The organism is Marinimicrobium sp. UBA4509, from assembly GCF_002388575.1.
Taxonomy (GTDB): Bacteria; Pseudomonadota; Gammaproteobacteria; order Pseudomonadales; family Cellvibrionaceae; genus Marinimicrobium; species Marinimicrobium koreense.
Genome location: NZ_DGMV01000084.1, coordinates 18,121 through 36,290 on the forward strand (window position 1 = coordinate 18,121; position 18,170 = coordinate 36,290).

Genomic DNA, 18,170 nt, shown 5'->3' on the forward strand with positions numbered 1-18,170 from the left:
GGGGGACCCGCGATGCGAGCCCCCAGGGGCCGCTCTGTGGCATCCATGCCATCGCGGCATTAGTGCATCCATGCACGTCATGGGTTTACGGCGTGTCCGGGAAGGGTCTACCCCAATCCGGACCGGACTCTCTACGAAGTACTAAAACACGGCGCTATAAACCATGACCAACCGCCAAAAAGTCATCTTCCTGATGGGCCCCACCGCCTCCGGCAAAACCGCCCTGGCCATGGCCCTGCGCGAGCACCTGCCGGTGGAGCTGATCAGTGTCGACTCCACCCTGGTCTACCGGGGCATGGATATTGGCACCGCCAAACCCACCGCCGAGGAGCTCGCTCGGGCGCCGCACCGCTTGATTGATATCCGCGACCCGGCCGATCCCTACTCGGTGGCGGATTTTCGGGCCGACGCCGAGCGGGAAATCGCCGATATTCACGCCGCTGGCCGTATCCCGCTGCTGGTGGGCGGCACCATGCTCTATTTTAAAGCCCTGCTGGACGGCCTGGCGCCCATGCCCGAGGCGGATCCGGCGGTACGCGAAGCCATTGAGCGTGAGGCCGCCGAGCACGGCTGGCCCCATATTCACGCGCAATTGGCCGAGGTGGACCCCGAAATGGCGGCCGAGATTCACCCCAACCACTCCCAGCGCCTCAGTCGTGCCCTGGAAGTCTACCGGGTCAGCGGCAAAACCATGACCGAGCTGCGCCGCGAGCAGCAGGCCCAGGCGGGCCCGGCGTTTACCGAGCGCTTTGATGTCACCCAGTTGGCCATATCTCCCCGTGATCGCAAGGTGCTGCATCAGCGTATACAGACCCGGTTTGAGCAGATGTTGGAACAGGGACTGATCGATGAGGTCAAAACCCTGCGTGCCCGCGGCGATCTCCAGCCCAGCCTGCCGGCGATACGGGCGGTAGGCTACCGTCAAGTCTGGGAGTACCTGGACGCTGAGGAAGGGCCGGGGCCGACCATGAGCCGAAGCGAGCTCTGTGAGCGGGGGGTGGTGGCGACGCGCCAGCTGGCCAAGCGCCAGGTGACGTGGCTGCGGGGTTGGCCTTCACTCTCGTGGATTTACACGCAGGACGAGTCCGGTTCAGATCTCAACTTGCAAGAAATTGTTAAGAACACCTTGAATTCTATGGGTACTACGACCATATAATAGCGGTGTGAGAATCCTAGTCAGTTTTTCATGTTTTTCTGGCCGCCCCCTTTCCAGCTCCAGTGGGGAGGACTTAGGCGGATAAATTTCTATCTCGATAAGGAGAATAACCATGTCAAAAGGGCATAGTTTACAAGACCCTTACCTGAACGTACTGCGCAAAGAGCGTGTACCGGTATCCATTTACCTGGTAAACGGCATCAAGTTGCAGGGTCAGGTTGAATCGTTCGACCAGTTTGTTGTGCTGCTGAAGAACACTGTCAGCCAGATGGTCTACAAGCATGCCATTTCCACGGTTGTGCCCTCTCGCGCTGTGCGTGTTCCTCTGCTGAATCCGGCGGAAGGCGAAGGCGAGGAAGCACCGGCCGAGTAATCTGCCGCTGAGGTAACTACTTGTTTTTTGATCGTCCCGACTCCGGTGAACTGGCGGTGCTGGTTCACCTGGATCTCTCCCACGGCCAGGCGCCGGAAGACCCCCGAGAATTTGAAGAGCTGGTATTGTCTGCCGGTGGCGACCCGATCGCTCTGGTGGGTGGTCAGCGCGCGGCTCCCCATGCCAAATACTTTGTCGGCACCGGCAAGCTCGAAGAGCTGCAGGCGGTGGTGAAGGAAAATGGTGCGGAACTGGTCATCTTCAACCACACACTCTCTCCCAGTCAGGAGCGTAACCTGGAGCAGGCACTCGAGTGCCGGGTTCTGGATCGTACCGGCCTGATTCTGGATATTTTTGCCCAGCGCGCCCGCACCTTTGAGGGCAAATTGCAGGTGGAGTTGGCGCAGCTGCGTCATATGGCCACGCGCCTGGTGCGCGGCTGGACCCACCTGGAGCGCCAGAAGGGCGGTATCGGCCTGCGGGGCCCGGGTGAAACCCAGCTCGAAACCGACCGTCGACTGCTGCGCGGGCGGATTACCGCCATCGAGAAGCGGCTGGCCAAGGTGCGCACCCAGCGTAATCAGGGGCGCCGTTCCCGCCAGCGAGCGGATATTCCCACGGTGTCCCTGGTGGGCTACACCAACGCCGGCAAATCCACGCTGTTCAACCAGATTACCGATGCCAAGGTGTTCGCGGAGAACCAACTGTTCGCCACCCTGGATCCGACCATGCGTCGGCTCGAAGTGCCCGATGTCGGCGCGCTGATTCTGGCCGATACGGTGGGCTTCATCAGCCATTTGCCGCACAAGCTGGTGCAGGCCTTCCGGGCGACCCTAGAGGAGGCCAGCAATTCCAGCCTGCTGCTCCACGTGATCGATGCGGCGGCGGAGGAGCGGCTGCACAATATCGAGCAGGTCGAGGAGGTGCTGGCGGAAATCGGCGCGGCGGAACTGCCGGAATTACGTGTCTACAACAAGATTGATCTGCTCGGTATGGAGCCCCGTATCGATCGTGATGACCACGGCAAGCCGATTGCCGTGTGGCTGTCTGCCCAGACCGGGCAGGGGGTCGAGTTGCTGATGGAAGCCATCTCCGATGCCCTGGGGCGGGAGATGGTTGCCGGGCGGCTGCAGCTCAAGCCCGAGCAGGGGCGCCTGCGGGCCAAGCTCTATCAACAGCAGGCGGTGGCCGACGAACAGCACGGCGAGGACGGCTCGGTGTTACTGGAGATACGGCTGCCCAAAAGTGATCTGATGCGTTTGCTGAGCGCTGAAAACCTGCGCTATGACGAATTGCACTGGGCCGACGGAGACGATTCCGACCGAATTGCCTGTTAGAGCGGCGCCCGACTTTGCTAGAATCTCGCTCTTGCCGGAGCGATCTGCTTGACGGTACCCGAATACCCATTCCGCAGTGCCTGTCGCTGGGGAAAGACGTTAATCGACGGAGAGTCAATATGGCCTGGAATGAACCGGGAGGCGGGGGTAAGGACCCCTGGGGAGGCGGCAATAACAGCGGCCCGCCGGATTTGGATGAAGCCTGGAAGAAATTTCGCGATCGGCTGAATGGCCTGTTCGGCGGATCGGGCGGTGGCTCCGGTAGTGGCGGCAATGCCGGCAGTGCCGCACCTCTGGTGGGTATTGTGCTGCTGGTTGCGGCCGCCATTTACTTCGTGCTCGGTTTCTATGTGGTCGATGCCAAAGAGCGCGCGGTGGTGCTGCAGTTCGGTGCATTCCAGGAAATCAAGGATGCCGGGCTGCGCTGGAATGCGCCGCTGATCACGACTGTCTTTGTGGAGAACGTAACTGAGGAGCGGCAGTACCCTTCCCGTGGGCTGATGTTGACGCAGGACGAAAGCATCGTCGAGCTGCCGATTACCGTGCAGTACAACGTCAATGACGTGAAGGCGTTTGTGCTGAACGTCCGCGACCCGGAAAACAGCCTACGCCAAGCCGCTGACAGTGCGCTGCGTCATGTGGTGGGTTCAAGTGAGATCAATCAGGTGCTCTCCGGGGGGCGTCAGCTGATTGCGGATGAAGTGCAGCAACGCCTGCAGAATTATCTGGACAGCTACGGCGCGGGTATCGCCGTGCGTGAAGTGAACATCCAGGAGGCTCGCCCACCGGAAGAGGTGCGCGACGCTTTTGATGATGTGATCAAGGCCAAAGAGGACGAAGAGCGCCTCAAGAACGAAGCCCAGGCGTACGCCAACTCGGTGATCCCTCAGGCCCGCGGTCAGGCCCAGCGCATGATCGAGGAGGCGGAGGCCTACCGGGCTCGCGTCGTGGCCGAGGCGGAAGGTGAGTCCCGCCGCTTTGAGCTGCTGATGGCCGAATTCGACAAGGCCCCCGAGGTGACCCGGCGTCGCCTGTATATCGACGCGGTTGAGGAAGTGTTTTCCAAGGCCAGCAAAGTCATGGTCGATGTGGAAGATGGCAACAACATGATGTATCTGCCGCTGGACCGTCTGCAGAACCGTCAGAGCGATGGGGCGTCGGGCAACGCCGGCCAGACCGGCATGTCGGCCGACGCGCTGCGGGATGTCACTGAGCAGGTGACCCGCGAGCTCAATCGTCGCCCATCCAGCGCCACGCGAACCAACACTCGGGGGGATATTCGCTGATGTCCAATAAAGGTATCTTTACCCTGGTCCTACTGGGTGTCCTGGTTCTGGTTGGCGCCAATACGGTGTTCATTGTGAATGAATACGAGCGCGCCGTTGTGCTTCGTTTTGGTGCTCTGGTGAACGCGGATGTACAGCCCGGCGTACACATCAAGCTTCCCTTCGCGGATCGGGTCCGTAAATTCGATGGTCGGATATTGACCGCTGACGCCCGTCCCGAGAGTTTTTACACGGTGGAGAACAAGCGCTTGATCGTCGACTCCTATGCCAAGTGGCGGGTCAAGAACGTCGAGGCCTACTACAAGGCCACCGGTGGTCAGGAAGATGTGGCTGATGCCCGTCTCGCCTCCCGGGTGGCGGACGGTCTGCGTAACGAGGTCGGTCGGCGCACCCTGCATGAAGTGGTCTCGGGTGAGCGGGACAAGCTGATGGAAGATCTGACCGCTCAGATGAACGAAACCGCCATGGAGCTGCTGGGGGTTGAAGTGATTGATATCCGCGTAAAGCGGATCGATCTGCCTGACGATGTCAGTGAGTCGGTTTTTGACCGGATGGCCGCTGACCGCGAGAAGGAGGCCCGCGAGTACCGTGCCACCGGTCGCGAGCAGGCGGAAGTGATTCGGGCGGATGCCGATCGCCAGCGCGCGGTGCTCGAGGCCAACGCCTATCGCGATGCTGAACTTCTGCGTGGTGATGGCGATGCCAGGGCGGCGGCCATTTACGCCGCGGCGTTCAACCAGAACCCGGATTTCTATGCCTTTGTGCGCAGCCTGAATGCCTACAGGAATGCCTTCAACGGCAGTGATGACCTTCTGGTGGTGGACCCGTCGAGCGAGTTCTTCCAGTACCTGAAGAATGCCGAAGGCCAAAAATAGCCGGGCAATGGGCACCATTTGCCCGCAAAAAGTGCTAAAATCCTGCCGCCGGGCGCGTGAAGCGCCCGGTTTTTTGTGTCCGGTTTGGGAGTGGCCGCCATGTGGGAAGACCTCGCGCGCGCCTTCTGCCTGATGCTGGTGATCGAGGGCATACTTCCGTTTCTGTACCCCCAGCGCTGGCGCCAGGCCGTGGCAACGCTGGCCAGGGTAGATGATCGCCGACTGCGCACCATGGGTCTGGTAAGCATGCTTATCGGGGCCGGCCTGCTGCTGTGGCTTCGTTAGACGTTGTCTCCCGGCCGGGACCATTGCGTACGCTGAATCCAACAACTGTTCGAGTCTGTTATGACCTATGCTGACCGCTGGCTGTTGCCCGACGGTGTTGAGGAAATTCTGCCTGCCGAGGCCGAGGCCATTGAGCAACTGCGCCGTCGCCTGGTAGACCTCTACCGCACCTGGGGTTACGACCTGGTGATTCCGCCGTTGCTGGAGTACACCGACTCCTTGCTGACCGGCCTGGGCCGCGATGTGGATCTGCTCACCTTCAAAGTGACCGATCAGCTCTCGGGCCGCACCCTGGGTATCCGCGCCGATATTACGCCGCAGACCGCCCGCATGGATGCCCACAGTTTTACGCTGCCCGGCGCCAATCGCCTCTGCTACGCCGGCCATGTGGTTCACGCCAAACCCAAGAACCCCCTCGCCACCCGTACCCCCATTCAGGCCGGGGTCGAATTCTTTGGTGAGCCGGGCACTCGGGCCGATATCGAAGTGGTGTCGCTGCTGCTCGAATCCCTCACCCTGGCGGGGCTTCCGCGCCAGCACATCGACCTGGGGCATGTCGGTATTTATCGGGCCCTGGCCGATGCCGCCGATCTGAGCCAGGCACAGGAAGATATCTTTTTCGACCTGCTGCAGCGCAAGGCCGTCACCGAAATTCGCGCCTGGGTAGCGGACAACCTGAATGGTTCGCCCCTGGCCGAGGTGTTCCTTGCGCTGCCGGGGCTGGCCGGCGATCGGTCCGTGCTGGATCGGGCTCGGAACTGTTTTGCCCAGTGCCCGCCCGCCGTGCTGGCGGCCGTGGATCAACTGGAGCAGGTCGCCAACGTGGTGGCTGAGCGCTACCCGGCGGCGGAACTTTACTTCGACCTCGGCGAAGTCCGCGGTTACCACTACCTGACCGGCCTGGTGTTCGCGGCCTTTGCGCCCGGTTATGGCAACCCGATCGCCAGTGGCGGCCGGTACGATCATATTGGTGAAGTCTTCGGCCGGGCTCGGCCCGCGACCGGGTTTGCGGTGGATATTTCCGCGATCAGTAAATTGGGGTTGATCGAGCGCCAGGTCCCCAGGGGAGTCTGGGCCACCGATCAGGCCACGCCCGAGCAGTGGCAGGCCGTACAGGCGTTGCGGGCAAAAGGGGAACGGGTGGTCTTCGGCGCCGAGCCAACACCGCCCGAGGAAGCGGGCTGTGACCGCCAACTGGTCCTGAAGGACGGACACTACCAGGTTATTCCTCTGGCCTGATCGGCCGGGGAGCACATTCAATGTTACAAAATGAGTTGCACAAACATGGGTAAGAACGTCGTGATTTTGGGCACCCAGTGGGGTGACGAAGGCAAGGGTAAGATCGTCGACCTGCTGACCGATCAGGTATCGCTGGTGGCCCGCTTCCAGGGCGGCCACAATGCCGGCCATACACTGGTGATCGACGGTGAGAAGACCGTTCTTCACCTGATCCCCTCCGGCATTTTGCGTGAAGATGTCACCTGCCTGATCGGCAACGGCGTGGTGCTGTCTCCCGAGGCCCTGTTCAAGGAAATTGCCGAGCTGGAAGCCAAGAACGTTCCCGTGCGCAAGCGCCTGCGCCTGTCGCCGGCCTGCCCGCTGATTCTGCCCTACCACATTGCCCTGGACCAGGCGCGCGAGGCGGCCCGTGGCAACGCAAAGATTGGCACCACCGGCCGGGGTATTGGTCCGGCCTACGAAGACAAAGTGGCCCGCCGGGGCCTGCGCCTGGGCGATCTGTTGCATATGGACCGTTTTGCGACCAAGTTAAAAGAAGTGCTGGATTACCACAACTTCATGCTGACCAGTTATTACGGCGTGGATGCAGTGGATTACCAACAGGTGCTGGACACCTGCACCGCCTGGGCTGAAGAGCTGCGCCCGATGATCACTGACGTGACCGAGGCGCTGCACAGCGCCCGCGAGCGCGGCGAAGGCATTCTGTTCGAGGGGGCCCAGGGTTCTCTGCTGGATATTGACCACGGTACCTATCCGTTTGTGACCTCCTCCAACACCACCGCTGGCGGCACCGCGACTGGCTCCGGTTTTGGCCCCATGTACCTCGATTATGTGCTGGGCATCACCAAGGCGTACACCACTCGTGTCGGCTCCGGCCCATTCCCCACCGAGCTTGACTGCGGTGTGGGTCAGCACCTGGGTGAGAAAGGGCACGAGTTTGGCGCGACCACGGGCCGCAAGCGTCGCTGTGGCTGGTTTGATGCGGTGGCTCTGCATCACGTCAACCGGATCAACAGCGTCACCGGCCTGTGTCTGACCAAGCTGGATGTGCTGGACGGTCTGGACACGGTGAAAATCTGTGTTGAGTACCGCGATGCCCAGGGGAATCCGGTAGGGATTCCGTTCGATGCCGAGGGCTGGGAGGCGATTGAGCCGGTGTATGAGGAGCTGCCGGGTTGGCAGGAGTCGACCGTTGGTGCCAAGTCTCTGGATGAGCTGCCGGAAAACGCCCGCGCTTATATCCGTCGTCTGGAAGAGATTCTGAAGACACCGGTAGACATCATCTCCACCGGCCCGGACCGCATCGAAACCATCGTCCTGCGCCACCCTTTCTCCGCGTAAGCTCCCCACTGACCTCTCCGTAGGGCGGATAAGGCCAAAGGCCGCATCCGCCGTTACTTGGGCACTGTTCGTGCTCTAATTTTCCAGAGAGTTCAGCCCCTCCAGAACCTCCGGGCTCGCTATCAGGTGGGCTGTTTCGGGCATGGCATTCCGGTGCCTCAAAAGGCTCCGGGCCCGCTACCGGGTGACCTGTTTTCAAAACACATGAACCCATCCCTGGGGCTCCCTCGCTTCATCCCTGAAGCGAGGGTTTGAAAACAGGTCACCCGATACCGTGCCCTCCGAGGTGTATTCACGCTTTGTGGCTGCAAGTTACTTCAGAGGGCTCGGTGTCAGGTAGGCCTTTTCGGAACCCTCGCTTCAGGGAAGAAGCGAGGGAGCTACAGGGATGTATTCATCGCGTTTCCGAAAAGGCCTACCTGATGCCGAGCCCGGACAGTCTGGAGGGGACAGGCTGCTTGGTGGGTCCAGGCTCTTTGGAGAAGAAAAATAGTGAAAAGAGCTACCGATTGACATCCTTCATGATCGCCCGCTTCTGACGATTCCAATCGCGCTCCTTCTCCGTCTCGCGCTTATCGTGCTCCTGCTTCCCTTTACCCAGCGCCACCTCGCACTTCACCAAGTGCTTCTTCCAATACAGCGCCGTTGCCACCACCGTATAGCCCTTCTGCTCCGCCGCCGCCTGCAGCTTCGCAATCTCCTTGCGCTTGAGCAGCAGTTTGCGAGTGCGGGTCGGATCGGTCACAAAGTGAGTCGACGCCGTGGGCAACGGTGATATGTGGGCGCCGAGCAACCACGCCTCGCCGTTTTTGAACAGCACATAGGTATCCGTCAGCTGCACCTTACCCTGGCGCAGGCTCTTCACCTCCCAACCCTGCAGCGACAGGCCCGCCTCCACGCGATCCTGCAGCGCGAAATCAAACTTGGCCTTCTTGTTCAGGGCAATGGTATTGCCGCTGGGTTTCTTACCCTTCTTCTTACTCATCGAAATGATCAACCTTGCTCGGGGCGTGAATGTGCGGCGGGCATTATAAAGGCTTGAAGGCCTCTCTGTCTGCCCGGATTCGGGGGCGAACCCTGCACATTCCCGACAATTGCCGTTACAATGCCGCCTTTGTGCCCGCAACAGCGGGTCGGCCGCGTGCGCCAGAGCGGCGCAAACCGACTATAGCCCGGAGCCAGCCGTGGAACGCATCAAACAACACGCGATTTGGGGACATAAAGGCACCTTTGTCCTGGCCGCCACCGGTTCGGCGGTGGGGCTGGGCAACATCTGGAAGTTTCCCTACATCACCGGCGAAAATGGCGGTGGGGCGTTTGTGCTCATGTACCTGGTGTTTATCGCTCTGATCGGCGTGCCGGTGATGATTGCCGAGGTGGTGCTCGGGCGTCACGGTCGCGCCAACCCGGTGGATTCGGTCAGGAAAATGGCGCAACAGAGTCGGGTCTCGCCCCACTGGAGCCTAATTGGGGCGCTCGGAGTATTGACCGCGTTTCTGATCCTGTCGTTCTACAGTGTGGTGGCCGGCTGGGCGCTGGATTATATGAGTACCGCGGTGCAGGGTGGTTTCAGTGGCTGGAACGGGGAAACGGCCAGCGCCGCTTTTGCAGCCTTGCGGGCGGATCCGGCGCGCCTGATGCTCTGGCAGACGGTATTTATCGGCTTGACCGTGCTGGTGGTTGCCTTCGGGGTGACTCGCGGGTTGGAAGCCGCGGTGCGGGTACTGATGCCGCTGTTGTTTCTGTTGTTGTTGCTGTTGCTGGGCTACGCCGCCGTGGCGGGGGAGTTCGCCCAGGGGCTGCACTTCATGTTTGATTTCAACGTGTCGGACCTGTCCTGGCAGGGCGCATCGATCGCCCTCGGCCATGCGTTTTTTACCCTGAGTCTAGCCATGGGGGCGATCATGGCCTACGGCTCCTATATGCCCGGCAAGGCCTCCATCGGCAAGATGGTTCTGACGGTGGCGGTGCTGGATACGTTGGTCGCACTGGTGGCGGGGCTGGCGATGTTCCCGATCGTGTTTGCCACCCCGGGCATTTCACCCGGCGACGGTCCCGGCCTGATGTTTGTCAGTCTGCCGGTGGCCTTTGGCAATATGCCCGGTGGGGTTATTTTTGGGGCGGCCTTCTTTGTGCTGGTGACCCTGGCCGCCTGGAGCTCCACCATCTCGCTGCTCGAGCCCTGTGTGGCCTATATCACGGAACGCTTTGGGCTCAAGCGGTACACGGCGAACGGATTGATTGCCGGCAGTGCCTGGCTGCTGGGCATTGGCTCGGTTCTGTCGTTCAATCACTGGGCCGACTTCACCGGACTGTTCGGTATGAACGTGTTTGGTTTTCTGGATTTTGTCACCCAGCGGGTGATGTTGCCGCTGGGCGGTCTGGCCATGGCGCTGTTTGTCGGCTGGGTGGCCCGTCGGGAGCTGTTGCGCCATGAGCTGCGCCAGGAGAGCGAGCGCCAGTTTGAGCTCTGGTTGACGCTCCTCAAATACCTTTGTCCGCCGGCGTTATTGCTGATTCTGATCGGCGGCTTCTGGGCCTGATGGCCGCGAATCAACGGGAGATGTTTTCTTGACCCATCGAGTAGAACGCAGTGCGCTGGTGAACTATTCACCCGCGCAGATGTTTGAGCTGGTAAACGATATCGAGGCCTATCCGGAGTACATGAGTGACTGCGTCGGCGCCGAGGTGTTGAGCCGGGGGGATGATTGGCTGGAGGCGCGCCTGGAACTGCAGAAAGCGGGCATCAGTCAGAGTTTTGTGACGCATAACGTGCTGAGGGCGCCGGAGAGCATGACCATGAGTCTGGTGGATGGGCCCTTTTCCCGCCTGGAGGGCAAGTGGACCTTTGAGCCGGTGGGCGAGGGCTGCCGAGTGCGCCTGGAGCTGGAGTTTGATATGCAGAACCGCCTGCTGAGCCTGGCGGTGGGTAAGTTTTTCGAGTCGGCGGCAAGTCAGCAGGTGGATGCGCTGTGCAGCCGTGCCCGACAGATCTATGGTGTATAAGGGGCTGCAAACATGGCGGATGGTGATTTGATTACCGTAGAAGTGGCCTATGCCCGGCCGGACCAACAGAAGATCATAGAGCTGTTGGTGGAGCCGGGTACCACGGCGTATCAGGCGGCTGAGCGCTCGGGTATTGTGAAAGTGTTTCCGGAGATTGATCTGGACAGCGCCAAGATGGGCATCTTTGGTCAGGCGCTCGGAACCAAGGGGCTCAAGCCGCCACGGGAGCACGAGTTGCAGCCCGGGGATCGGGTCGAGATCTATCGACCGCTGATTTCAGATCCGAAAGAGGTGCGTCGCAAAAGGGCGCAGAAGAAACAGGCGGAATCCTGATCGCACGGAGCCTCGTTGGTGAGGCCCCGGTGGTATTGACGGGCGGGGGTGGCCGAGGATCACATGGTGTTGGTGGGTAGTGGCGTCGCCTCGGTGTCATCATTGACGTCTTCACCCGGTGTCGGCAGGGGGTCGCCCTCGATATTGGTCGGTACCAGCGGTGTCTCGTCCTCGTCGCTGCTTTCTTCGGGGCGGACCGCGCTGCCTTCATAGCGGGTCATCTGATCATTTTCGAAGTAAACCGTCAGATGGCGCTCGCGCAGGTTCTCGTCGCCGCGACTCAGGCTGTAGTGATAATCCCAGCGATCCTGGTTGAAACCATCTTCAAGCAGCGGCGTGCCCAGCACAAAGCGCACCTGACGCTTGGTCATGCCGGTTTCGAGTTGGTCGATCATCTCCTGGGTGATGATGTGTCCTTGCTGCACATAGATTTTGTGCACGCCGGGAAATTGGAAATAGGAGCAACCTGTCAAGCTGGCGAACAAGACGGCGACCAGTGAGAGTTTGCTGGCTATTTTCATATAAGGGCTTCCACTTGGCAAAATGAACGGGGATAATACCCGATTGACGCGAATACTGAGAAGGGTTTGGGGGTTAAATGGCCGAAGAAAATCAGGAACTGCGCAAAGCGGGGCTGAAAGTCACCCTGCCCCGGGTGAAGATTCTGCAAATGCTGGAGTCGTCCGAAAACCATCATATGAGCGCCGAAGATGTCTACAAGGCACTGATGGAGGCGGGTGACGATGTGGGCCTGGCCACCGTGTATCGGGTACTGACGCAATTTGAGAGTGCCGGTCTGGTGGAGCGCCACAACTTTGATGGTGGCCACTCAGTGTTTGAAATTGCTCGCGGTGAGCATCACGATCACATGGTCTGTATGGACTCAGGCGAGGTCATTGAGTTCCATAACGAAGAAATCGAGCGCCTGCAGCGGCAGATCGCCGAGCAGCACGGCTACGAGCTGGTTGATCACAACCTGGTGTTGTACGTAAAGCCCAAGAAGTAGTCCTCGGCCATAAAGTGGCCGTATTGCCGGTGGCGGCACCCATGTGGTGCCGCGCGTCCGGGTCCTCTCAGGCCGCTCCCTCTGTCACCATCTCCCTGGCGTGAGCCAACGACTGTTCAGTCACCTTCATGCCACCCAACATGCGGGCAATTTCTTCGATTTTCTGCTCTCCCTCCAGGGTCACCAGTGTGGACTCCGCCGACTGCTTTTTCGCGGTCTTGGTGACCTGGAGGTGTTGGTGGCTCTTGCTGGCCACCTGCGCCAGGTGGGTGACGCAGAGCACCTGACCGCCCTCGCCGAGTTGCCGTAGCAGGCGACCCACCACATCCCCGGTCGCACCCCCGATACCGACATCCACTTCGTCGAACACCAGTGTCGGAATGGCCGAGGTGCGGGCGGTCACCACCTGAATGGCCAGGCTGACCCGAGACAGCTCGCCACCGGAGGCGACCTTGTTCAGCGAGCGGGCCGGCTGACCCGGGTTGGTGCTGATGATGAACTCCACCTCTTCCAGACCCTGAGGGCCGGGCTTGTCGTTCAGCGACGCCAGACTGACTTCCAGGCGGGCATTTGGCATGGCCAGATCACTCAGCTGCTGATTGACCGCTTTGGCCAGTTTGCTGCTGGCGCTCTGCCGGGCTTTGGACAGGGAGCTGGCGGCCTTGCGATAGTCGGCTTCGGCGGCCTGCATCTGCTGCTCCAGCTCATCGAGTCGCTCGTCTCCGCCCTGAAGCTGGGCCAACTCATCGCCCAGGTCAGCGAACAGCTGGGGCAGCTGTTCGGGCCCGATACGGTGCTTGCGGGCAACGTCATAAATCGCGCTCAAGCGCTCCTCGACCTCGCGTAGCCGCTCCGGGTCGAGATTGAAACCATCGATATGATGCTCCACCTCACGCTGGGCCTCGTCGACCTGAATCTGGGCGCTGGTGAGCAGCTGTTCCGCCTCCTGCAGGGCGGCGGACTTCTCGGGCATGTCCCGCAGCAGGTGCAAGGCCCGGTGCATCAGGACACTCAACCCCTGGTCATCATCGCCGCACAGGGCCGACAGTTCGTGGCTGGCACGCAATATATCCTCAGCGTGGGCGAGACTGCGCTGCTCCGCTTCCAGCTCGTCCAGCTCGCCCTCTTTCAGGTCCAGTTGCTCCAACTCCTGCACCTGATAGCTCAATAGCTGATAGCGGGCGCTGACCTCTTCGGCGTTATCGCGCAGGGCTTCAAAGTCGCGCTTGCAAGTCTGCCAGTGTCGGTACGCCTGGCGCACCTTTCCCGCCAGCTCGCTCTGGCCGGCGTATTCATCCAGCAGGTGCCGGTGGGTTTCTTTGCGCAGTAGGGACTGATGCTCGTGCTGACTGTGGATATCGATCAGCATCTCCCCGAGGGTTCTCAGTTGCTGCAGAGTGACTGGGTGGCCGTTGATAAAGGCCTTGGAGCGGCCCTCGGCGGTAATCACCCGTCGCAGCAGGCACTCACTGGGGGCGTCTTCCTGGAGAAGCTCCTGGGCTTCCAGCCACTGGCGGGCAGCCGGTATCCGCTGGGTATCGAAGGTGGCGTGGATATCCGCCTTGCGGGCCCCGGCCCGGACCCGCTGTCCGTCCGCCCGGTCGCCCAGCGTCTGTCCGAGCGCGTCCAGAACGATGGATTTACCGGCACCGGTTTCCCCGGTGATGGCGGTCATGCCGGACCTGAGATCCAGATCCAGCTGGTCTACCAGGGTGAAATGGCGAATGCTGAGATGCGTAAGCATGGTGACCCTCACGGAGCGAGAGAAAATAATCTGTGTTTTTATACAGTAAAACACGGGGTTCGGCCAGAGGGCCAGCAGGAAAATCTGATCGGGCCCTGTTTGGGCCCCTTGAATCCTTCCGCCAAAGCCCCATATAGGCTCCACGTTCTTATTCTGCAGCTCCCGGCTGCCAAGGTAAATGACAACGGAGATCAGTGTGGCTAACGAAGAAAATCGCGACGCTCAAGAGTATGAAGAGGTGGCGGCAGAAACCGGGTCGGCCGATGCCGACACCCATGCCGCTCAGGATGAGGGGGCTGAGGAGGCGTCTGTCGAGGCCCTGCAGGCCAAGGTGGAATCCCTGAGCGCCGCTATGGACGCGGCCAAAGAACAGGTGCTGCGCTCCCAGGCCGAAGCCCAGAATGCCCGTCGTCGGGCCGAGCAGGATGTCGAGAAGGCACACAAGTTCGGCCAGGAGAAGCTGCTGCAGGACCTCTTGCCGGTGGTGGACAACCTGGAGCGGGCGCTCTCGACCATGGATACCGACAATCCCGAGCTGAAGGCGGTGGTTGAGGGTATTCAACTGACGCACAAGTCGTTTATCGATGTGTTGGCCAAGCATCAGGTGGTGCCCGTCAATCCGCAGGGCGAACCCTTTGACCCGGAATTGCATCAGGCCATGACCATGGTCGCCAACCCCGATGTCGAGCCCAACACCGTGATCGACGTGTTCCAGAAGGGTTATACCCTGCACGGTCGCCTGGTCCGTCCGGCGATGGTGGTGGTGTCCAAGGCGGCGGATGCGTGATGGATCGCCGGCAGCCTTAAATTGCCGGCATAAAGGCCTTGAAAAGTATCGAACAGGGCCAATATAGGAAGTAACTGATTGCGAAAGCGGACTCCGGGGTCGGAGCCGCAGACACACACCGAGGCGCGCGAGCTGATCTTTCGCGTTTCGACAGAACATCTTTAGGAGATTTTCATGAGTAAGATCATCGGTATTGACCTGGGTACCACCAACTCCTGTGTATCCGTAATGGAAGGCGGCAAGCCCAAGGTAATCGAAAACGCCGAGGGTGATCGCACAACCCCGTCCATCGTGGCCTTTACCAATGATGGCGAAATCCTCGTTGGCCAGAGCGCCAAGCGCCAAGCCGTGACCAACCCCCACAACACCCTGTATGCGGTCAAGCGCCTGATCGGCCGCAAGTTCAAGGATGATGTGGTTCAGAAAGACATCAAAATGGTGCCTTACAAGATCGTCGCCGCCGATAATGGTGACGCCTGGGTTGAAGTGAAGGACGAAAAGAAAGCACCGCCGCAGATTTCCGCTGAAGTGCTCAAGAAGATGAAGAAAACCGCCGAGGATTACCTGGGCGAGAAGGTCACCGAAGCGGTGATTACCGTTCCGGCCTACTTCAACGACTCCCAGCGTCAGGCGACCAAAGACGCCGGTAAGATTGCTGGCCTGGACGTAAAGCGCATCATCAACGAGCCGACTGCGGCGGCGCTGGCCTATGGTATGGACCAGCAGAAGGGCGACCGCACCATCGCGGTATATGACCTCGGTGGCGGTACCTTTGATATCTCCATTATCGAGATCGCCGACGTGGATGGCGAACACCAGTTTGAAGTGCTGTCCACCAACGGTGACACCTTCCTCGGTGGTGAGGACTTTGACCTGCGCCTGATCGACTACCTGGCCGATGAATTCAAGAAAGAGCAGGGTATTGACCTGCACAACGATCCGCTGGCTCTGCAGCGCCTGAAAGAGGCGGCCGAGAAAGCCAAGATCGAGCTGTCTTCCAGCCAGCAGACCGAAGTGAATCTGCCGTACATTACCGCCGACAACACCGGTCCCAAGCACCTGGTAGTGAAGCTCACCCGGGCCAAGCTTGAATCTCTGGTGGAAGAGCTGGTCACCCGCTCACTCGAGCCGGTGAAGATGGCCATCAAAGACGCCGGCGTATCCGTCAGCGATATCAGCGATGTAATTCTGGTCGGTGGCCAGACCCGTATGCCGATGGTGCAGAAAGCGGTGGCCGACTTCTTCGGTAAGGATCCGCGCAAAGACGTGAACCCGGACGAAGCGGTAGCGGTCGGCGCGGCCATTCAGGGCGCGGTACTGGCCGGTGACGTGAAAGACGTATTGCTGCTCGACGTGACGCCGCTGACCCTGGGTATTGAAACCATGGGTGGTGTGGCCACGCCGCTGATTGAGAAAAACACCACGATTCCGACCAAGAAATCGCAGATTTTCTCAACTGCGGAAGACAACCAGACGGCGGTGACCATTCACGTGGTTCAGGGTGAGCGCAAGCAGGCGGCGCAGAACAAGTCCCTGGGTCGTTTCGACCTGGCCGACATTCCGCCGGCAACCCGCGGTGTGCCGCAAATTGAAGTGACCTTTGATCTGGATGCCAACGGTATCTTGAACGTGAGCGCCAAAGACAAGGCCACTGGCAAAGAGCAGTCCATTGTGATCAAGGCCTCTTCCGGTCTGTCGGATGACGAGATCGAGAAGATGGTGAAAGACGCCGAAGCCAATGCGGAAGCGGACAAGAAGTTTGCCGAGACCGTCACCGCGCGCAACACGCTGGAAGGGCTGATTCACGCCACCCAGAAAACCCTGAAAGACGCCGGTGACAAGGCCACCGACGAAGAGAAGTCGGCCATTGAAGCGGCGATCGCCGAGGCCGAAGAAGCCGTCAAGGGCGAAGACAAGGACGCGATGGAAGCGGCGACCAACAAGCTGACCGAAGCCTCCAGCTCTCTGGCACAGAAGCTCTATGCCGAGCAGCAGGGCCAAGGCGGCGCGGAAGCCGGTGCGGACCAGCAGGAGGCTCCGAAAGACGACGACGGCGCCGTGGATGCCGAGTTCGAAGAAGTGAAGGATGACGAGAAGAAGTAATTCCGCTTCTCCAATCCTTGAAAGACGGTAGCAACAAATGCGGGCATGCCCGCATTTGTTGTGTCTGTAGTAACTGACCAAAAAGCGACTGTAGCATGGCAAAACGCGACTATTACGAAGTGCTGGGCGTCTCCCGGGACGTGTCCGCCGCTGATTTGAAAAAAGCCTATCGTCGAGTGGCGATGAAGCATCACCCGGACCGCAATCCGGGGGACGAAGAGGCGGAGAACAAGTTCAAAGAGGCGAGTGAGGCCTACGAGGTCCTGTCCGACGCGCAGAAGCGTTCTGCCTACGATCAATTTGGCCATGCCGGTGTCGACCAGAGTGCCGGCATGGGCGGTGGCGCCGGAGCCGGTGGTTTCGGCAGCTTCAGTGATATTTTCGGCGATGTGTTCGGCGATATTTTTGGCGGGGGTGGTCGCGGCCGCGGCGGCCCGAGTCGAGGCGCCGACCTGCGCTATAACCTTGAGCTGAGTCTGGAGGATGCCGTCAGAGGCACCAATGTCCAGATCAAGGTGCCGACCCTGGTGGCCTGTGACACCTGTGATGGCAGCGGCGCCAAAAAGGGCACCTCGCCCAAAACCTGTACCACCTGTGGCGGCATCGGCCAGGTGCGTATGCAGCAGGGCTTTTTCTCGGTGCAGCAGGCCTGTCCGACCTGTCGTGGCAAGGGCAGTATAATCACCGACCCCTGCGGCAGCTGTCACGGTCAGGGCCGGGTCGAGCAGACCAAGAAACTGTCGGTCAAGGTGCCCGCCGGTGTCGATACGGGAGACCGCATCCGCCTGTCCGGTGAGGGTGAGGCCGGGGCCGAAGGTGGTCCAGCGGGCGATCTGTACGTAGAAGTGCATGTCAAACCGCACGAGATTTTTCAGCGCGACGGGGCCGACCTGTACTGCGAAGTCCCCGTGGATTTTGTCGATGCGGCGCTCGGTGGAGAGCTGGAAGTTCCCACCCTCGATGGTCGGGTCAAGCTCAAAGTGCCTGCCGAGACCCAGACCGGCAAGTTGTTCCGGCTGCGGAGCAAGGGCGTGACCCCGGTGCGCGGCGGTGCTCGTGGTGACCTGATGTGTCGTGTCGTGGTCGAGACACCGGTGGATCTGACCAGCAAGCAGAAAGAGCTACTGAGGGAGTTTCAGTCCACCATGAAAGGCGGCAAAAACTCGCCCCGGCAGAGCAGCTGGTTTGACGGTATGAAGAACTTCTTCGGCGATATGAAAATCTGATGCTGAAACCTGTGTCGGGTTAAGCGCTTTGCGCTAACCTGTGAGGGGTAGCGGCGGATGCGCCTTCGGCTTA

At 60.3% G+C, this 18,170-nt stretch carries 18 protein-coding genes; 15 read left to right on the forward strand and 3 right to left on the reverse strand.

Annotation, left to right across the window (positions count from 1 at the left end; genetic code table 11):
• The first annotated feature begins 163 nt into the window (after positions 1–163).
• The 8 genes from miaA (at position 164) to B3520_RS15665 (ending at position 7,892) form a co-directional block, all read left to right on the forward strand.
• Positions 164–1,156, forward strand: a complete 993-nt coding sequence (miaA, locus tag B3520_RS15630) for a tRNA (adenosine(37)-N6)-dimethylallyltransferase MiaA (protein ID WP_123638185.1) — start codon at positions 164–166, stop codon at positions 1,154–1,156.
• Positions 1,157–1,268: 112 nt separating this feature from the next.
• On the forward strand, positions 1,269–1,529 hold the full coding sequence (gene hfq, locus B3520_RS15635) for an RNA chaperone Hfq (protein ID WP_024461140.1): 261 nt from the start codon (positions 1,269–1,271) through the stop codon (positions 1,527–1,529).
• A gap of 20 nt (positions 1,530–1,549) precedes the next feature.
• The gene (hflX, locus tag B3520_RS15640) at positions 1,550–2,866 is read left to right on the forward strand and encodes a ribosome rescue GTPase HflX (protein WP_286804768.1); all 1,317 of its coding nucleotides are present in this window, start codon (positions 1,550–1,552) and stop codon (positions 2,864–2,866) included.
• Positions 2,867–2,985: 119 nt separating this feature from the next.
• Entirely contained in the window at positions 2,986–4,152 is a 1,167-nt protein-coding gene (gene hflK / locus B3520_RS15645) for an FtsH protease activity modulator HflK (RefSeq protein ID WP_123638183.1), read from the forward strand.
• The gene (gene hflC, locus B3520_RS15650; protein WP_123638182.1) at positions 4,152–5,027 is read left to right on the forward strand and encodes a protease modulator HflC; all 876 of its coding nucleotides are present in this window, start codon (positions 4,152–4,154) and stop codon (positions 5,025–5,027) included. The genes hflK and hflC overlap by 1 nt, the downstream gene beginning before the upstream one ends.
• A 99-nt stretch (positions 5,028–5,126) precedes the next feature.
• Positions 5,127–5,312 (forward strand): DUF2065 domain-containing protein, encoded by a 186-nt coding sequence (locus B3520_RS15655; RefSeq protein ID WP_123638181.1) that lies wholly within the window; start codon positions 5,127–5,129, stop codon positions 5,310–5,312.
• Between the two features lie 60 nt (positions 5,313–5,372).
• Positions 5,373–6,551, forward strand: coding sequence for an ATP phosphoribosyltransferase regulatory subunit (locus B3520_RS15660; protein WP_286804772.1), 1,179 nt, complete (start codon positions 5,373–5,375; stop codon positions 6,549–6,551).
• A 45-nt stretch (positions 6,552–6,596) separates the two neighbouring features.
• Entirely contained in the window at positions 6,597–7,892 is a 1,296-nt protein-coding gene (locus B3520_RS15665; RefSeq protein ID WP_286804774.1) for an adenylosuccinate synthase, read from the forward strand.
• Between the two features lie 502 nt (positions 7,893–8,394).
• On the opposite strand, the gene smpB is transcribed toward B3520_RS15665, so the two are convergent.
• Positions 8,395–8,877 (reverse strand): SsrA-binding protein SmpB, encoded by a 483-nt coding sequence (smpB, locus tag B3520_RS15670; RefSeq protein ID WP_024461133.1) that lies wholly within the window; start codon positions 8,875–8,877, stop codon positions 8,395–8,397.
• A 199-nt stretch (positions 8,878–9,076) separates the two neighbouring features.
• Between smpB and B3520_RS15675 the strand changes: the two genes are divergently transcribed.
• The 3 genes from B3520_RS15675 to B3520_RS15685 are packed head-to-tail and all read left to right on the forward strand — an operon-like array spanning position 9,077 to position 11,231.
• On the forward strand, positions 9,077–10,435 hold the full coding sequence (locus tag B3520_RS15675) for a sodium-dependent transporter (RefSeq protein WP_286804776.1): 1,359 nt from the start codon (positions 9,077–9,079) through the stop codon (positions 10,433–10,435).
• A gap of 28 nt (positions 10,436–10,463) precedes the next feature.
• Entirely contained in the window at positions 10,464–10,898 is a 435-nt protein-coding gene (locus B3520_RS15680) for a type II toxin-antitoxin system RatA family toxin (protein ID WP_286804779.1), read from the forward strand.
• 12 nt (positions 10,899–10,910) lie between these two features.
• A complete protein-coding gene (locus B3520_RS15685; RefSeq protein WP_123638176.1) occupies positions 10,911–11,231 on the forward strand; it encodes an RnfH family protein in 321 nt (106 codons plus the stop codon).
• Positions 11,232–11,290: 59 nt separating this feature from the next.
• Here the strand turns inward: B3520_RS15685 and B3520_RS15690 are convergent, their stop codons facing one another.
• Positions 11,291–11,752, reverse strand: a complete 462-nt coding sequence (locus B3520_RS15690) for an outer membrane protein assembly factor BamE (RefSeq protein ID WP_024461129.1) — start codon at positions 11,750–11,752, stop codon at positions 11,291–11,293.
• 77 nt (positions 11,753–11,829) lie between these two features.
• On the opposite strand from B3520_RS15690, the gene fur reads away from it, so the two are divergent.
• Entirely contained in the window at positions 11,830–12,237 is a 408-nt protein-coding gene (gene fur, locus B3520_RS15695; RefSeq protein WP_024461128.1) for a ferric iron uptake transcriptional regulator, read from the forward strand.
• 67 nt (positions 12,238–12,304) lie between these two features.
• On the opposite strand, the gene recN is transcribed toward fur, so the two are convergent.
• A complete protein-coding gene (recN, locus tag B3520_RS15700) occupies positions 12,305–13,981 on the reverse strand; it encodes a DNA repair protein RecN (RefSeq protein WP_286804784.1) in 1,677 nt (558 codons plus the stop codon).
• Between the two features lie 196 nt (positions 13,982–14,177).
• Between recN and grpE the strand changes: the two genes are divergently transcribed.
• From grpE to dnaJ, 3 genes are all read left to right on the forward strand, one after another.
• Positions 14,178–14,768: a nucleotide exchange factor GrpE gene (gene grpE, locus B3520_RS15705; RefSeq protein WP_286804786.1), complete on the forward strand. Its 591-nt coding sequence runs from the start codon at positions 14,178–14,180 to the stop codon at positions 14,766–14,768.
• Positions 14,769–14,942: 174 nt separating this feature from the next.
• A complete protein-coding gene (gene dnaK, locus B3520_RS15710; RefSeq protein WP_123638173.1) occupies positions 14,943–16,871 on the forward strand; it encodes a molecular chaperone DnaK in 1,929 nt (642 codons plus the stop codon).
• 95 nt (positions 16,872–16,966) lie between these two features.
• A complete protein-coding gene (gene dnaJ / locus B3520_RS15715; protein WP_286804789.1) occupies positions 16,967–18,097 on the forward strand; it encodes a molecular chaperone DnaJ in 1,131 nt (376 codons plus the stop codon).
• Positions 18,098–18,170: the final 73 nt, after the last annotated feature.

Coding starts and splice junctions, on each gene's coding strand:
- miaA (WP_123638185.1), top strand. CDS start 164: ATGACCAACCGCCAAAAAGTCATCTTCCTGATGGGCCCCACCGCCTCC.
- hfq (WP_024461140.1), top strand. CDS start 1,269: ATGTCAAAAGGGCATAGTTTACAAGACCCTTACCTGAACGTACTGCGC.
- hflK (WP_123638183.1), top strand. CDS start 2,986: ATGGCCTGGAATGAACCGGGAGGCGGGGGTAAGGACCCCTGGGGAGGC.
- hflC (WP_123638182.1), top strand. CDS start 4,152: ATGTCCAATAAAGGTATCTTTACCCTGGTCCTACTGGGTGTCCTGGTT.
- B3520_RS15655 (WP_123638181.1), top strand. CDS start 5,127: ATGTGGGAAGACCTCGCGCGCGCCTTCTGCCTGATGCTGGTGATCGAG.
- B3520_RS15660 (WP_286804772.1), top strand. CDS start 5,373: ATGACCTATGCTGACCGCTGGCTGTTGCCCGACGGTGTTGAGGAAATT.
- B3520_RS15665 (WP_286804774.1), top strand. CDS start 6,597: ATGGGTAAGAACGTCGTGATTTTGGGCACCCAGTGGGGTGACGAAGGC.
- smpB (WP_024461133.1), bottom strand. CDS start 8,877: ATGAGTAAGAAGAAGGGTAAGAAACCCAGCGGCAATACCATTGCCCTG.
- B3520_RS15685 (WP_123638176.1), top strand. CDS start 10,911: ATGGCGGATGGTGATTTGATTACCGTAGAAGTGGCCTATGCCCGGCCG.
- B3520_RS15690 (WP_024461129.1), bottom strand. CDS start 11,752: ATGAAAATAGCCAGCAAACTCTCACTGGTCGCCGTCTTGTTCGCCAGC.
- fur (WP_024461128.1), top strand. CDS start 11,830: ATGGCCGAAGAAAATCAGGAACTGCGCAAAGCGGGGCTGAAAGTCACC.
- recN (WP_286804784.1), bottom strand. CDS start 13,981: ATGCTTACGCATCTCAGCATTCGCCATTTCACCCTGGTAGACCAGCTG.
- dnaK (WP_123638173.1), top strand. CDS start 14,943: ATGAGTAAGATCATCGGTATTGACCTGGGTACCACCAACTCCTGTGTA.
- dnaJ (WP_286804789.1), top strand. CDS start 16,967: ATGGCAAAACGCGACTATTACGAAGTGCTGGGCGTCTCCCGGGACGTG.